This window comes from Pseudomonas sp. Q1 (assembly GCF_009935975.1).
Taxonomy (GTDB): Bacteria; Pseudomonadota; Gammaproteobacteria; order Pseudomonadales; family Pseudomonadaceae; genus Aquipseudomonas; species Aquipseudomonas palleroniana.
In genome coordinates, this window is sequence record NZ_QODI01000009.1 from 251,945 (window position 1) to 265,709 (window position 13,765).

At 63.1% G+C, this 13,765-nt stretch carries 12 protein-coding genes; 5 read left to right on the top strand and 7 right to left on the bottom strand.

The window, feature by feature from the left end; all coding sequences use genetic code 11:
• Positions 1–71: 71 nt before the first annotated feature.
• The 3 genes from dsbG to dsbD are packed head-to-tail and all read right to left on the bottom strand — an operon-like array spanning position 72 to position 3,390.
• The gene (gene dsbG / locus DK870_RS16455; RefSeq protein ID WP_161549147.1) at positions 72–833 is read right to left on the bottom strand and encodes a thiol:disulfide interchange protein DsbG; all 762 of its coding nucleotides are present in this window, start codon (positions 831–833) and stop codon (positions 72–74) included.
• The gene (locus DK870_RS16460) at positions 809–1,660 is read right to left on the bottom strand and encodes a TlpA disulfide reductase family protein (RefSeq protein ID WP_060755989.1); all 852 of its coding nucleotides are present in this window, start codon (positions 1,658–1,660) and stop codon (positions 809–811) included. The genes dsbG and DK870_RS16460 overlap by 25 nt, the downstream gene beginning before the upstream one ends.
• The gene (gene dsbD / locus DK870_RS16465) at positions 1,660–3,390 is read right to left on the bottom strand and encodes a protein-disulfide reductase DsbD (protein ID WP_161549148.1); all 1,731 of its coding nucleotides are present in this window, start codon (positions 3,388–3,390) and stop codon (positions 1,660–1,662) included. The genes DK870_RS16460 and dsbD overlap by 1 nt, the downstream gene beginning before the upstream one ends.
• 175 nt (positions 3,391–3,565) lie before the next feature.
• Between dsbD and DK870_RS16470 the strand changes: the two genes are divergently transcribed.
• The 5 genes from DK870_RS16470 to DK870_RS16490 all read left to right on the top strand — a co-directional run bounded on the left by DK870_RS16470 (position 3,566) and on the right by DK870_RS16490 (position 8,316).
• Complete coding sequence (locus DK870_RS16470) at positions 3,566–4,258, top strand: response regulator (RefSeq protein WP_060755987.1); 693 nt, start codon at positions 3,566–3,568, stop codon at positions 4,256–4,258.
• A complete protein-coding gene (locus DK870_RS16475; protein ID WP_060755986.1) occupies positions 4,258–5,577 on the top strand; it encodes an ATP-binding protein in 1,320 nt (439 codons plus the stop codon). Before DK870_RS16470 ends, DK870_RS16475 begins: the two co-directional genes overlap by 1 nt.
• A 124-nt stretch (positions 5,578–5,701) precedes the next feature.
• Positions 5,702–6,469, top strand: coding sequence for an N-acetylmuramoyl-L-alanine amidase (locus DK870_RS16480; RefSeq protein WP_161549149.1), 768 nt, complete (start codon positions 5,702–5,704; stop codon positions 6,467–6,469).
• 145 nt (positions 6,470–6,614) lie between these two features.
• Positions 6,615–8,009 carry an aspartate aminotransferase family protein gene (locus tag DK870_RS16485; protein WP_161549150.1) on the top strand — a complete coding sequence of 465 codons (1,395 nt, stop codon included), beginning with the start codon at positions 6,615–6,617 and terminating at the stop codon, positions 8,007–8,009.
• A gap of 82 nt (positions 8,010–8,091) precedes the next feature.
• The gene (locus DK870_RS16490) at positions 8,092–8,316 is read left to right on the top strand and encodes an MbtH family protein (protein ID WP_028617283.1); all 225 of its coding nucleotides are present in this window, start codon (positions 8,092–8,094) and stop codon (positions 8,314–8,316) included.
• A 68-nt stretch (positions 8,317–8,384) separates the two neighbouring features.
• On the opposite strand, the gene DK870_RS16495 is transcribed toward DK870_RS16490, so the two are convergent.
• From DK870_RS16495 to DK870_RS16505, 4 genes are all read right to left on the bottom strand, one after another.
• The gene (locus DK870_RS16495; RefSeq protein WP_161549151.1) at positions 8,385–9,722 is read right to left on the bottom strand and encodes an amidohydrolase; all 1,338 of its coding nucleotides are present in this window, start codon (positions 9,720–9,722) and stop codon (positions 8,385–8,387) included.
• Positions 9,723–9,738: 16 nt separating this feature from the next.
• Positions 9,739–11,904, bottom strand: a complete 2,166-nt coding sequence (locus DK870_RS16500; RefSeq protein WP_161549152.1) for a mechanosensitive ion channel family protein — start codon at positions 11,902–11,904, stop codon at positions 9,739–9,741.
• 72 nt (positions 11,905–11,976) lie between these two features.
• Positions 11,977–12,144 (bottom strand): hypothetical protein, encoded by a 168-nt coding sequence (locus DK870_RS29360; RefSeq protein ID WP_162492707.1) that lies wholly within the window; start codon positions 12,142–12,144, stop codon positions 11,977–11,979.
• A gap of 232 nt (positions 12,145–12,376) precedes the next feature.
• Positions 12,377–13,666, bottom strand: a complete 1,290-nt coding sequence (locus DK870_RS16505; RefSeq protein ID WP_161549153.1) for a M18 family aminopeptidase — start codon at positions 13,664–13,666, stop codon at positions 12,377–12,379.
• Positions 13,667–13,765: the final 99 nt, after the last annotated feature.

Below are 13,765 nucleotides of genomic sequence, written 5' to 3' on the forward strand. Positions count from 1 at the left end.
GCGATCAAGTACTGAAGGAGAAAACGCTCCTGTCATTGGCAGGAGCGTTTTGCATTGGGGGGATGGGACGATTATTTGCTACCCAAAATCTTCCCCAACTTCTCCGGCGAAGGTGCCCCTTGCTGTTGTTGCAACCCGCCCTTGTCATCCAGATAAAAAATCGCCGGAGTGGCCGACAACTCCAACTCATCCATCAATTTCATATTGGCATCCAGCTTGGCCTCGATCGCCGCCGGGATCTTGTCCAGCGCCTGCAACTTGCTGCCCTTGCCGGCGGCTTCGTGTTCGGCCAGGGCTTTTTGCGGGTCCTGGGCGGCGAACAGGGCGGCCGACTTGCCGGGGCTGTCTTCGCGGATGATGCCGACCATGATGTGGCGCAGCTGCACCTTGCCGGCTTTTACCCACGGGCGGGCCTGTTCCCAGAACATGTTGCAGTAGGGGCAGTTGGGGTCGCTGAACAGGTAGACAATACGCGGCGCGTTTTTATCGCCGTCCTGAATCCAGTTGCTGTGTTCCATCTTGGCCCAGACTTCCTTGGCCATCGGCGCGTATACGAGTTTTTCCAAGGGCGCGCTGCTCAGGTCGTTGCCTTGGGCGTCGTACAGGTTGCCGGCGAGCACGCTTTTGCCGTCGGCGGTCAGGTACAGCGCCATGCCGCGGTTCTGGTATTGCGCGGCGTAGCCGGTGAGCCCGCTGGGGGCGTCGAACTTGCCGAGGATCTTGGCGCCCTTGGCTTCGATCTGTTTGATCGGCGCCGGCCAGTCTTCGGCCTGGGCCATGGCGGCGGCCAGGGTCAATGGCAGCAGGGTCAGCAGGTGGCGGAGGCTTGGCATGTCGGTTTCCTTGTGGCGGCAGGGGCTGAGTCGAAGGGTTCCATGGCGCGGGCCAGGCTGGCCTGGGACAGCTCGCCCAGGTGGCTGTTGATCAGCCGCCCATCGGCCTGGTAGAACAGGGTGGTCGGCAACGCCATGGAGCCTACGGCTTGGCCGAGGCGGCCACTGGCGTCAAACAACACGTTGTCGAGGGTCAGGCCCTGGGTGGCGAGGAAAGTGCTGACGCTTTGCATGCTTTCGGCCTGGTTGACGAACAGGAAGGTCACGTCGGGCCGTTGGTGTTGGGCGCGTTCCAGCACCGGCATTTCGCGGCGGCACGGCGGGCACCAGGTGGCCCACAGGTTGATCACCAGCGGGCCGCCTTTGTAATCAGCCAGTTGCACCACATCGCCATTGGCATTGCGCAAGGTGATGTCCGGCAACTGCGCGCCTTTGTCGTACAGGCTCAAGGACATACTGCCCATGCCCCAGAACACCAGCCCGGTGATAACCCCGGCGCTCAGTGGTTTACGCAGGGGCGGGCGACGCCAACCGTAGGCCAGCGCGCCGAGCACCAGCGCGATCACGCCGGGCCAGGCGAGAAAGCCACCATCGCGCAGGTCGACCATCTGCAACCAATCGTTGCGGTACTCGTTCCAGTACATCAGCACAAAGCTGGCGCGTGCCACCAGCATGCCCAGCAGGAACAGGCTGAACAGCACGGATTCCGGGTTTTCCCCGCCACGCTTGGCCACGCGCCAACCCACCAAAGTGGCGAGAATCAGCGCGCTGATCAACAGGATGTGATTCAGGGCGATGGCGAAGGTGCCGATGGTCAGGGTCAGCATCAGAGCGCGTCCCGGGTGTGTGTCCAACGTTGCAGGAAGCCGGCGGCATCCACTTCGCCGGTGATGCGTTGGGCGCGGCGTTCTTCACCGTCCGGGCCGATCCACACGAAGCTGGGTGGCCCCGGCACCTGGTAGCGGCCGAGCAGGGCGCGGCTGGCCGCGTTATCGGCGGTGACGTCCAGGCGCAGCAGGCGTACGTCTTTCAGGGCATCCATGACTTCAGGTTTGCCGAACACCTGTTTTTCCATGATCTTGCACGACACGCACCAGTCGGCGTAGTAGTCCACCAGCACCCATTGGCCTTGAGCCTTGGCGGCGTCGAGCTGGCTTTGCAGCACGGCCGGGTCGTTAATGGTCATGAACGCATCATGGCCAGTCGTTGCGGCGGCGACACGCGAGCCGCTATAGACCTTCAGCGGTTGCCACAGGTCATCGCTGCCACCGGCCGCGCCGACCACCAGCACCGCGCCCCACAGGCCCAGCACCAGCGAGCCTGCACCCAATACCTTGGCGGCCAGCCCGTATTCGCGGGCCAATATCCAGCCGCAGTAGGCCATGACCAGCGCCAGTGCGCCCCACAGGCCGAGCCACAGGCTTTCGTTGATGACCGGGCGGATCATCAGCACGGCGGTGCCCAGGAACAGGAAGCCGAAGATGCCCTTGAGCACATTCATCCAGGTGCCTGGCTTGGGCAGGAAGCGGTTACCCACCGTCACCAGCAGCAACAGCGGCACGCCGATGCCGATGCCCATGGCGAACAGAATCAGGCCACCGTGCAGCGCATTGCCGCTCTGGGCGATATACAGCAGGGCGCCGGCCAGCGGCGCGGTCATGCACGGCCCCACCAGCAGGCCGGACAGCGCACCGAGCATGCCCGCGCCCACCAGGCTGCCACCGCTTTGCTGGCGGCTGACGTTGTCCAGGCGGTCACGCAGGAAGGCCGGCAGTTGCAGCTCGAAGAAACCGAACATCGGCAGGGCGAGGATCACAAACAGCGCGGCAAAACTGCCCAGGATCCACGGGGTTTGCAGCAACGCGGCAAGGTTGCCGCCAAGCAGCGCAGCCAACACGCCGAGCGCTGCATACACCAGGGCCATGCACACCACATAACTGCTGGCCAGGGCAAAACCCCGGCGCGGGCTGGCGCCGCTGCCGACGACCAGGCCGGCGAGGATCGGCAACATCGGCAACGAACACGGCGCGAACGCCAGCAGCAGGCCCAAGCCAAAGAACACCAGCAGGCTCCAGCCCAGGCTGCGTTGTTGCAGGCCGTTGGCCAGGCTCTGGTCCTGGGCCTGGGTGGTGGCGGCAACGGCAGGGTTACCGCCCAGGTCCACGGTGATCGACTGCGGCGGATAGCACAGGCCGGCATCGGCACAGCCCTGCCAACCGAGTTTGACCTGGCCGGTGACACCCGCCGGGATCTTCACTTCCAGGCCTTGGCGATACACTTCCTGCTCGCCAAAAAACTCATCGCTATGGGCTTCACCCTGCGGCAGCGCGGGCTTGTCGGCCAGGCCGTCGAACTTCATGCGCTGCTTGTACAGGTAATAACCGTCGGCAATCTGCCAATATAGCTGGGTCTCGCCAGTTTCCAGGCGCTCGGAGGTAAACGTGAAGGCTTTGCCCACCGGGAGGAAGTCGGGTTTGGTCTCGAAAGGATTACTGCCCGGCGCAGCCTGGGCGAACCCCGCGAACAACACCAGCAAAAAGGTAAACAGATGCCGCATGGTCAAGCCTTAGTTCGATGCAAGTGAGGCACACAATGTGTGGCGTTGATTAACCGATGATTAACCGGCGCTATTCTAGAGTGTAGGGAAAGTCTGAGCGCGCCTCTTTTCACGGCATAATCTGCGCTTAATCCGCCCAGACTTTAATCTCCCCATCTTTTATGAAGGGTTCAGCATGCACGTACTGGTCTGTGAAGACGACGAACTGATCGCCAGCGGTATCGTGGCCGGCCTGACCGCCCAGGGTTTCACCGTCGAGCGCGTCGCTTCGGCCGCGGCGGCGCGGGCGATGCTCAAGGCGGCGACGTTCGACATCATGGTGCTCGACCTCGGCCTGCCCGATGAAGACGGCCTCAAGCTGTTGCAGCAACAGCGCAGCCAGGGCCTGGAAATCCCGGTGCTGATCCTCACCGCGCGCGATTCGGTGACCAACCGCGTCGACGGCCTGCAAGCCGGCGCCGATGATTACCTGCTCAAGCCCTTCGACCTGCGCGAACTCGCCGCCCGCCTGCAAACCCTGCTGCGGCGTGTGGCGGGGCGCAGCGTCAACCTGATCGAACATGGCCGGCTGGCGTATGACCCGAGCAGTCGCGAGACCTTCCTGGGCGGCCAGCCGGTGGACCTGTCCCGTCGCGAACAGGCGCTGTTGCAAGCCTTGTTGCACAACAAGGGCCGCGTGCTCTCCAGCGAACAGCTCAAGGACAGCGTCTACGGCTTCAACGATGAACTGGAAAGCAACGCGTTGAACGTGCACATCCATCACCTGCGGCGCAAATTGGGTAACGGTATCGTCGAGACCGTGCGCGGCCTGGGCTATCGCCTGGGCACGGCGGATGACGGCCCGGCGGCGGGAGACAACGCTTCGTGATGAGCCTGCGTTTGCGCCTGACGTTCAAGCTGGGCGCCGCTTTTGTGTTGATCTGGGCCTTGGCGGCCGCCTGGATGCTCAACGATCTGCGCAACCAGATGATGTTCTCTCTCGACCAACGCCTGGTGGCATCGGCCCGCATGGTGGCGGGGCTGACCGAGCAGATGCCGGGCCTGGCCAGTGTGAGTGGCGGTGCACATTTGCGCACCGAACAACTGAATGTCCCGGGCGGCATGGCTTGCCAGGTCAGCTCGTTGCGGGGCGAGATCCTCGCACGCAGCCATACCACCCCGGATGAAGGGCTGGAGTCGCGCCAGAGCGGCTTTCGCGACCAGGTCATCGACGGTGTGAGCTGGCGCAGTTTCACCCTGTCCCGTGGCGACTTGCTGATCACCACCGCCGACCGCCAGGTGGAGCGCGAGGCGTTGAACCTGTCGATCCTGCTGGCGGCGTCCGTGCCGGTCGGTGTGGCCTTGCTGGGTTGCCTGTGCCTGCTGTGGCTGGGCATCGGCCAGAGCCTGGTGCCGCTCAATCGCATGCGTGATGCCTTGATGCGCCGCAGTGTCGACTCCCTTGAACCGCTGCAGATCCACCCGTTGCCCAGCGAACTCAAGCCGCTGCTCGACACCCAGAACCAACTGCTGCAACGCATCGCCAAGACCATCGAGCGCGAACGTCGCCTGACCGGCGACGCCGCCCATGAGCTGCGCAGCCCGCTCACGGCGATCAAGACCCACCTGCAGGTGGCGCGCATGACCGAAGGCGCGGCCCGCGACCAGTCCCTGGCCCATGCCGAGGAAGGCGCTGACCGCCTGCACCGTACCCTGGAGCAACTGCTGCTGTTGGCGCGGGTGGAGGGCAACCTGTCGTTCGATGACGGCATGCACTCCAGTGCCGAGGAAGTCGCACGCCTGGCGATCCAGGACGCCAATGCGGGTGACAACCGGCGCATTGACCTGATCCTGCCCGACAACCTCTCGGCCACCCCGGTTGAAATGCCGGTGGGCCTGGCGGTCGCGGCGCTGCGCAACCTGCTGGACAACGCCCTGCGTCACACGCCTGCGGATACGCGGGTGGAGCTGAGCGTGCTGACCGCGACCGATAACGTGATCTTCCGGGTGCGTGACCATGGCAAACAGATCTCCAGCGAGGACCTGCAATACCTGACGCAACGTTTCTGGCGCAACGGCAACAGCGAGGGCTGCGGCCTGGGCCTGGCAATTGTGCAGGCCATCGTCCAGCGTTGTTCCTGCTCGTTGAAGTTCGACAGCCGGCCGGACGGCCTGCGCGTAGATTTGGGGATGCCATTGCGGCGCTGAGCGTTGTTTTTCAAGTGCCAAATAGTTACCGCCTGCCTGAGCTTGAGCGCTTCAGGATGGCGGTAATTTTTTTGTGCTCGAACGGGCTGAATGATTCGGCCTGTAGTGAAAAAGGACGGTCCTTATGTTGATCATCGATAGCAGTTTCCCTTCCAAGGATTTCAATGAACGTCACGGCGAGCCCGTGCGGCAGGTGGTGCTGCATTACACCGCGGCGCCGTTCGGCTCATCCCTGAATACGCTGACCCAGGGCGGCGTCAGCGCGCACTATTTGTTGCCCGACCCGAATGAGCTCGGCTATCGCGCCAGCGGTTATGACGAGTTGCGCGTATTTCGCCTGGTACCCGAAGACAAGCGCGCCTGGCATGCCGGTGCAAGTCACTGGGAAGGGCGGGACAATCTCAACAGCCGGGCGATTGGCATCGAGATCGTCAACCTGGCGCGCGATGACGGCGGCGTGTTTACTTTTCCTGCGTACCCGGCGGCGCAGGTCGATATGTTGATTGCCTTGTTGAGCGACATTCTGGGGCGCTACCCACAGATCGGGCCGGCCGACGTGCTGGGCCATTCGGATGTGGCGTATTGGCGCAAGCGTGACCCGGGGCCGCAACTGCCTTGGCGGTGCTTGTATGAAGCGGGGATCGGCGCCTGGTTCGACGAGGCGACGCGGGCCATGTACCAACGCCGGTTTTGCCTCGGGCTGCCGCCGGAGGTCGAGGTGGAGCGGGCTTTCCAGCGCTATGGCTATGCGCCGGCGAAGAATCGCCAGGCATTTGAACAGCGCACCCGGGCATTTCAGATGCACTTTCGGTCGCGGGATTATCGCGGGGTGCTGGATGGGGAAACGTGTGCGGTGCTGTATGCGTTGAATGAGCGGTACCGGGGGATCTGATGGTCAGGACGGGCGTTACCGAAAAACGGATAAGCACTGCGTTCCCCTAAATCCCCCCGCCGCTGGTGCGTCTTCAGAACATGCCATCCGTAGACCCACGGATCACCCGTCTGCTCACCCCACCCGCGTATTGAGGGATCGAGAAATGTCCGTCGCCACCATTCGCACCGAAGACACCCAACTGCACGAAACCCTCTACCACTTCGAGGAAACGCCACTGCTGGCCCGCCAACGCCAACAGGAATCCAACGCCCGCAGTTACCCACGCCGTATCCCGCTGGCACTCAAGCGCGCCAAGGGCATCTATGTGGAGGACGTGGAGGGGCGGCGTTTCATCGATTGCCTGGCCGGTGCCGGTACCCTGGCACTGGGCCATAACCACCCGGTGGTGATCGAGGCCATTCAACAGGTACTCAGCGATGAACTGCCGCTGCACACCCTCGACCTGACCACCCCGGTCAAAGACCAATTCGTGCAGGACCTGTTCGGCCTGCTGCCGCCGGCGCTGGCGCGGGAAGCGAAAATCCAGTTCTGCGGGCCGACCGGCACGGATGCGGTGGAAGCCGCGCTGAAACTGGTACGCACCGCCACCGGCCGCAGTACGGTGTTGTCATTCCAGGGCGGTTATCACGGCATGAGCCAGGGCGCACTGAGCCTGATGGGCAGCCTGGGGCCGAAGAAACCGTTGAGCGCCCTGTTGGCCAATGGCGTGCAATTTCTGCCGTACCCCTACGATTACCGCTGCCCGTTCGGCCTGGGCGGTGCGCAAGGCGTGCGGGTCAACCTGCATTACCTGGAAAACCTGCTCAATGACCCGGAAGCCGGCGTAACGCTGCCGGCCGCGGTGATTGTCGAAGTGGTGCAGGGTGAAGGCGGGGTGATTCCCGCCGATCTCGACTGGCTGCGCGGCCTGCGGCGCATCACCGAACGGGCCGGGGTGGCCCTGATCGTCGATGAGATCCAGAGCGGCTTCGGCCGTACCGGCAAGATGTTCGCCTTCGAGCACGCCGGCATCATCCCGGACGTGGTGGTGATGTCCAAGGCCATCGGTGGCAGCCTGCCGTTGGCGGTGGTGGTGTATCGCGACTGGCTCGACACGTGGCTGCCGGGCGCCCATGCCGGGACCTTCCGTGGCAACCAGATGGCGATGGCGGCAGGTTCGGCAGTGATGCGCCATCTCAAGCAAAACGACCTGGCCGGCCACGCCGCCGCCATGGGCGAACGCCTGGCTGAACACCTGCGCATCCTGCAACGGGATGTGCCGCAATTGGGTGACATTCGTGGGCGTGGGTTGATGCTCGGGGTGGAACTGGTGGACCCGAACGGCACACTCGATATCCAGGGCCATCCACCGGTACACCGTCAATTGGCACCGCTGGTACAACGCGAGTGCCTCAAGCGCGGTCTGATCCTGGAGCTGGGTGGCCGTCATGGCGGCGTGGTGCGTTTCCTGCCACCCCTGGTGATCACCGCTGCCGAGATCGACCGTGTGGCCGAGATCTTCGGGCGTGCCGTGGTGGCAGCGCTCGCCAGCCTCTAATTTTTCGTACACCTGGTACGTTTCTACAAATATCAGCGCTGCGCGTGGTGCGCAGCCAGCCTTTGAGCGATGGAGAACAGCAATGACCTCAGTATTCGACCGCGACGACATCCTCTTCCAGGTTGTGGTCAACCATGAAGAGCAGTATTCCATCTGGCCCGACTACAAGGCCGTGCCGGAAGGCTGGCGCACCGTGGGCAAGAGCGGCATGAAGAAAGAGTGCCTGGCCTACATCGAGGAGGTCTGGACCGACATGCGCCCGCTGAGCCTGCGCCAGAAGATGGACGGTGCGGCGCTGGCCGGCTGATCCAGCGCATCCCCTGTGGGAAGTGGCTTTTGTGGCAAGGGAGCAAGCTCCCTTGCCACAGCAGTGTTTCAGCGGGTGTACAGGTAGTCTGTTGCCAACGACGCCAGCGTCCTCACGCCCACCACCAACGCTGATTCATCCACAAAGAACCCCGGGTTATGGTTCGGCGCAGCCTTGCTCATGTCCTGATCCCGTGGCGTCACTCCCAGGAACACAAACAGCCCCGGTGCCTCCTTGGCATAAAACGAGAAGTCTTCGGCACCGCCCACCAACGGGCCTTGCACCACATCATCCTTGGCCGCCCAGCGCAGGCTTGGCAGCATCTTTTCGGTCAGGGCCGGGTTGTTGATGGTGGGGTCGTATTTCTCGATGATCGTGACTTCGGCCTTGGCGCCCCCGCTTTCAGCGATTTTCTCCACCGTCTGACGCACATCCGCGTGCAGCTTCCGGCGAATGCCGTAGTCGTAGGAGCGAATCGTGCCGCTCATGTCCACCGATTCGGGAATGATGTTATAGCGCGTCCCCCCATTGATGGTGCCGATGCTGACCACCGACGGGAATGACGAGATGTCGGTACGGCGGCTGACCACGGTTTGCAGGCCGACGATGGTCTGCGCGCCGACGGTGATCGGGTCGATGCCGTCCCACGGGCGGCCGGCGTGGGTCTGTTTGCCGAGGATCTTGATGCGCAGGTCATCGGAACTGGCCAGGGTCGGGCCGGGACGGTAGGCGATCTGCCCGGCGGGCACGCCGGCCCACACGTGCAGGCCGAACACCGCGTCCGGCTTGGGGGCCTTCATCACGCCTTCCTGCACCATCATCTTCGCGCCCCAGGTGTTTTTGCCGTCGGGGATGAAGTCGCTTGGGCCTTCTTCAGCGGGTTGGAAATAGAACACAACGGTGCCGGGCAGGCGGTCGCGCATACCGCTGAGGATTTTCGCCGTGCTCAGCAAGATGGCGGTGTGGGCGTCGTGGCCGCAGGCGTGCATCACGTCGACTTCCTTGCCCAGGTAGGTGCCCTTGGCCTTGGAGGCGAACGGCAGGTCGGCGACTTCCTTGACCGGCAACGCATCCATGTCGGCGCGCAACGCCACGGTCGGGCCGGGCAGGGCGCCTTTCAAGATGCCGACGACACCGGTGCGCGCCACGCCCGTCTTGACCTCAAGGCCCAAGTCGCGCAGTTGCCCGGCGACGAGTTCGGCGGTGCGCTGTTCAGTATTGCCCAGCTCGGGATGGGCGTGGAGATCGCGGCGGGTTTCCAGCAACACCGGTTCGAGTATTTTGGCTTGGGCGGCGATTTCTTCCCGGGCACTTTCCTGGCCGCCGCTGGCGGCAATCACCGCACTGCTGGCGACCCCGCACAACACGCCGAAAACCCATGGGTGTGTCAGACCGGTTAAACGCATAAGGACCTCTCCCTCTTTATTGTTGTGGATCTTTCTCCTGCACGCTGCCGGCAGTGACCACCTGCACACTCAGGCGCGGTGTCGCCAGATCGAGCCCGGCTTCATCCAGATGACGCTTGAGCGACAGGTTGAACGCCCGCGACACTTCCCACTGCTTGATTGGCGCGGTTTTGAAGCGTGCCCGCAGGATGGCGCTGCCGGATTCGAAGCTTTCCACCCCCTGAATCTCCAGCGGTGACCAGATATTGCGGCGTTGCAGCGGGTCGTTGCGCATTTTTTGGCCGACGTCGCGCATCAGTTTGATCGCGTCGTCGATTTCCATGTTGTAGGGGATCGCCACCCGGAAAATCGCATAGCCGAACTCCCGCGAGTAGTTCTTGATGCTCTTGATTTCACTGAACGGGATGGTGTGCACGATGCCGTCGATATCGCGCAGGCGCACGGTACGAATAGTCAGGCCCTCGACGGTGCCGAGGTGGCCGCCGACGTCCACGTAGTCATCGATGGCCAGGGAGTCTTCGATGATGATGAACAGGCCGGTGATCAAGTCCGCCACCAGCGACTGAGCACCAAAACCGATGGCCAGACCGATCACACCGGCACCTGCCAACAGTGGCGTGACGTTCATGCCCATGTTCGCCAGGGCGACGATAGCGGCGATGATGAAGATGGTCACGAACAGCACGTTGCGGATCAACGGCATCATGGTTTGCGCACGGGCGTTGGCCAGGCCTTTGCGCGAGCGGGTCAGGGCGTGGTGAATGGCCGTGTCGCTGAGGATCCAGATCAGCCAGGCAAACAGCAGTGTGCCGCCCAGGCCGAACAGCTTGACGCTGATCTCATGGCCGTCGCCTTCGGTAAAGCGGATCAGCGACAGGCCCCACACACGAAGGCCCAGTTCAATGAACACCAGCCACACCAGCAGGTGGGCCAGGGTGTAGACGAAGCTTTTCAGGCGTTCGGAGTACAAGGCATGACGCTTGTGCCCGCGTTGCGGCTTGAGGGCGTGGCGGCGTACCAGGCCGTTGATCACCATGCACAGCACCAGCAACACCGTGCACAACAGTGACTGGCGCAGCGCCGTGCTGGTGTCGCCCGCCGACAGGAAGGTGGCGAACAGCGAAATGCCCACCAGCAGCAGCGCCGGCAAATACCAGAAGGTGCCGATGATGGACAGGGTATCGGTGAGGGCGCGGCGGGTGAGGCGGCGCGAGAGCGGTTGGTTGCGAATCAGGTGCGCGATGGGGCGACGGAAACGCAGGATAAACACGCCGGTGGAGAGCGCCGCCATCACATTGGCGACGGTCGCGGCGGTATGAGCCAGGTGCTGCCCCAGGGCCTGGACCAGCCGTGGGTCGCTCAAGGCTTCGCCGAACGCGGCAAAGCTGCCGATCCACCACAGCGGGCGGAAAGCCTGGTGGCGCAGGATATACAGGGCGCGGTGGCGGTGCGGACCGTCGAGCACGGAGAACGCAATCACACAGATCGCCGAGAAACAGGTGCCGACCACCAGCGCATAGGCCAGCACCATCGCCAGGGATTTGCCCAGGGACGAGGGCAGGGCGTAGCTGAGGTAAACCGTGATGATCAAGGCGATCATCCAGGGGCCCAGCTTGCGCAGGGCGAAACGCACCATGTCCCAGGTGCGCGGGTGTTGCGGCAGTTCTTCCGGCAGGCCGAAACGTTCGCGTACGCGGTGGCTGAGCCAGATGAGCGCCGCCGCCAGCAGGCTCCAGACCGCCAGGATCACGGCAAAGCCGAAAATGATCGGCAGCCACTCGCTGGCCGGCAGCATCAGGGCGCCGAGTTCATCCTTGGCCTGGTCGACTTCATTGGACCAGCGCCCCAACGGGCTGTCGGCCCCGGAAAACTGCGATTCAAGACCCGCCAGGGTGCCGCCGATCAGCCCGAGTACGCCTTGTTCGGCGGCGGGTTGAGCCTTTTGGGTGGCTTCGCGCAGCTTCTTCAGGTCGCTCAGCAGCTGAGTGCGCTGCTGGTCGTTTTCCAGGGTCTTGATCACCTCATCCAGCGACTGCCCCAGGGGCACTTCGGCCTGGGGTTGCGGTTTGGTGGTGCTGCCCAGCAGGCCGGGCAAGCTCACGGCTTGGGCAGGCGCCAGCGGCAACAGCGTGAGCAGGGCGATCAGGATAGAGCAGGGCAGGGCGAACAGACGGGAGAACACGAGGCGGTCAACCTTGGAAACGACGAATTGACCGAGTGTACGAGGCCGCTATGCCCAATGCGAGTGCATTTGTCATTCCGCCAGTTTGGCGAGGATCTTGTACACCACGGTACCCAGGATCAGCAGCATGCCGATCCACATGCCGAATACGCCGAGGGGCTTGTCACGAAAGTTGAAACCCACGGCCAGCATGATCATGCCGATCAGAATCGGGATAAGCATGGCGTGGAAAGAGGACATGGAGATCATGGGGCGACGGCCTTGTCGGAGTGGGAATACTGACAAGTCTAGGTCGGATTGCAGAAAGTGCAGATGATGCAGGTCAGGTTCACCCAAATCAAAATGTGGGAGGGGGCTTGCTCCCGATGGCCTGCATAGCAGGCCCATTTTTGAGGCCGCTGCGCGGCCTATCGGGAGCAAGCCCCCTCCCACAGTGACCGCGCCCCCTCCCACATTTCCCCAGTATCAGGCATCAGGGCAAGTCGTGGCTCGCATAGAACGCACCCAGCACTTTCACTAGATGCGCCAGGTCGTGGCTGCCGCACAGCTCGCGAATGGAATGCATGGCAAACGTCGGCAGGCCGATGTCCACGGTACGCACACCCAGGTGGCTGGCGGTGATCGGGCCGATGGTCGAGCCGCAGCCCATGTCGCTGCGCACCACAAAGCTTTGCACCGGGACTTCCTGGGCCATGCACAGATGGCGGAAGAAGCCGGCGGTTTCGCTGTTGGTGGCGTAGCGCTGGTTGCTGTTGACCTTGATTACCGGGCCGGCGTTGAGTTTCGGGCCATGGTTGGCGTCGTGTTTCTCGGCGTAGTTCGGGTGCACGCCGTGGGCGTTGTCTGCCGACACCAACAGTGATTTCTGAATAGTGCGTACGAATTCATCACCTTCGGGTAACAGGCGGCGCAAGGTCTGTTCCAGCATCGGGCCATCGGCGCCGCACGCGGAGCAGGAACCGACTTCTTCGTGGTCGTTGCACACCAGCACGCAGGTTTCTTCGCTGTCACTGGTGAGCAAGGCTTGCAGGCCGGCGTAGCACGACAGCAGGTTGTCGAGGCGTGCGCCGGCGATGAAGTCGCCATTGAGGCCGATCACCGCTGCACTTTGCGTGTCGTAGAAACTCAGCTCGTAGTCGAGCACCACATCGGCATTCAACCCATGTTCCCGTGCCAGTTGCTCGGTGAGCACGGCGCGGAAGTCCACGCGCTCGTCACCGGCGAATTGCGCGAGGATCGGCGGCAGCTCGGTCTGGGCATTGATCGCCCAGCCCTGGTTGGCTTCACGGTTCAGGTGAATGGCCAGGTTGGGAATGATGGCGATGGGCAGCTTGAAGTCGATCAACTGGCTTTCGACTTTGCCGTCACGGCGGAAGGTGACGCGGCCGGCCAGGGACAGGTCGCGGTCGAACCACGGTGCGAGAAGGGCGCCGCCATAGACTTCCACGCCCAGCTGCCAGAAGCCCTGGCGCTGCAGCTCCGGCTGGGGCTTGACCCGCAGGCACGGGCTGTCGGTGTGGGCGCCGACCAGGCGGATCCCGCCCTGCAGCGGCGAATGACGGCCGAGCTTGAAGGCAATGATCGAGGAGTCGTTACGGGTGACGTAATAGCGGCCGTTGGCTTCGGTAGCCCAGGTTTCGCGCTCGTCGAGACGCTGATAGCCGGCCGCTTCCAGACGCTGGGCGAGAGCGGCAGTGGCATGAAAAGGAGTAGGGGAGGCCTTGAGGAAGTCGATCAGGCCTTGATTCAACGCTTCGCGCATAAATAGCTCCAGACAGCAATGCGCGGAGTTTACCGTTGGTGGCGAAAAGTGCACAGAACAAATGTGGGAGGGGGCTTGCTCCCGATAACAGAGTGTCAG

What these genes read in the sequence shown, in the direction of transcription:
- DK870_RS16480 (WP_161549149.1), top strand. Translation starts at nt 5,702, where the DNA reads ATGTTGATCATCGATAGCAGTTTCCCTTCCAAGGATTTCAATGAACGT.
- DK870_RS29360 (WP_162492707.1), bottom strand. Translation starts at nt 12,144, where the DNA reads ATGTCCTCTTTCCACGCCATGCTTATCCCGATTCTGATCGGCATGATC.
- DK870_RS16460 (WP_060755989.1), bottom strand. Translation starts at nt 1,660, where the DNA reads ATGCTGACCCTGACCATCGGCACCTTCGCCATCGCCCTGAATCACATC.
- DK870_RS16475 (WP_060755986.1), top strand. Translation starts at nt 4,258, where the DNA reads ATGAGCCTGCGTTTGCGCCTGACGTTCAAGCTGGGCGCCGCTTTTGTG.
- dsbD (WP_161549148.1), bottom strand. Translation starts at nt 3,390, where the DNA reads ATGCGGCATCTGTTTACCTTTTTGCTGGTGTTGTTCGCGGGGTTCGCC.
- dsbG (WP_161549147.1), bottom strand. Translation starts at nt 833, where the DNA reads ATGCCAAGCCTCCGCCACCTGCTGACCCTGCTGCCATTGACCCTGGCC.
- DK870_RS16505 (WP_161549153.1), bottom strand. Translation starts at nt 13,666, where the DNA reads ATGCGCGAAGCGTTGAATCAAGGCCTGATCGACTTCCTCAAGGCCTCC.
- DK870_RS16470 (WP_060755987.1), top strand. Translation starts at nt 3,566, where the DNA reads ATGCACGTACTGGTCTGTGAAGACGACGAACTGATCGCCAGCGGTATC.
- DK870_RS16490 (WP_028617283.1), top strand. Translation starts at nt 8,092, where the DNA reads ATGACCTCAGTATTCGACCGCGACGACATCCTCTTCCAGGTTGTGGTC.
- DK870_RS16495 (WP_161549151.1), bottom strand. Translation starts at nt 9,722, where the DNA reads ATGCGTTTAACCGGTCTGACACACCCATGGGTTTTCGGCGTGTTGTGC.
- DK870_RS16485 (WP_161549150.1), top strand. Translation starts at nt 6,615, where the DNA reads ATGTCCGTCGCCACCATTCGCACCGAAGACACCCAACTGCACGAAACC.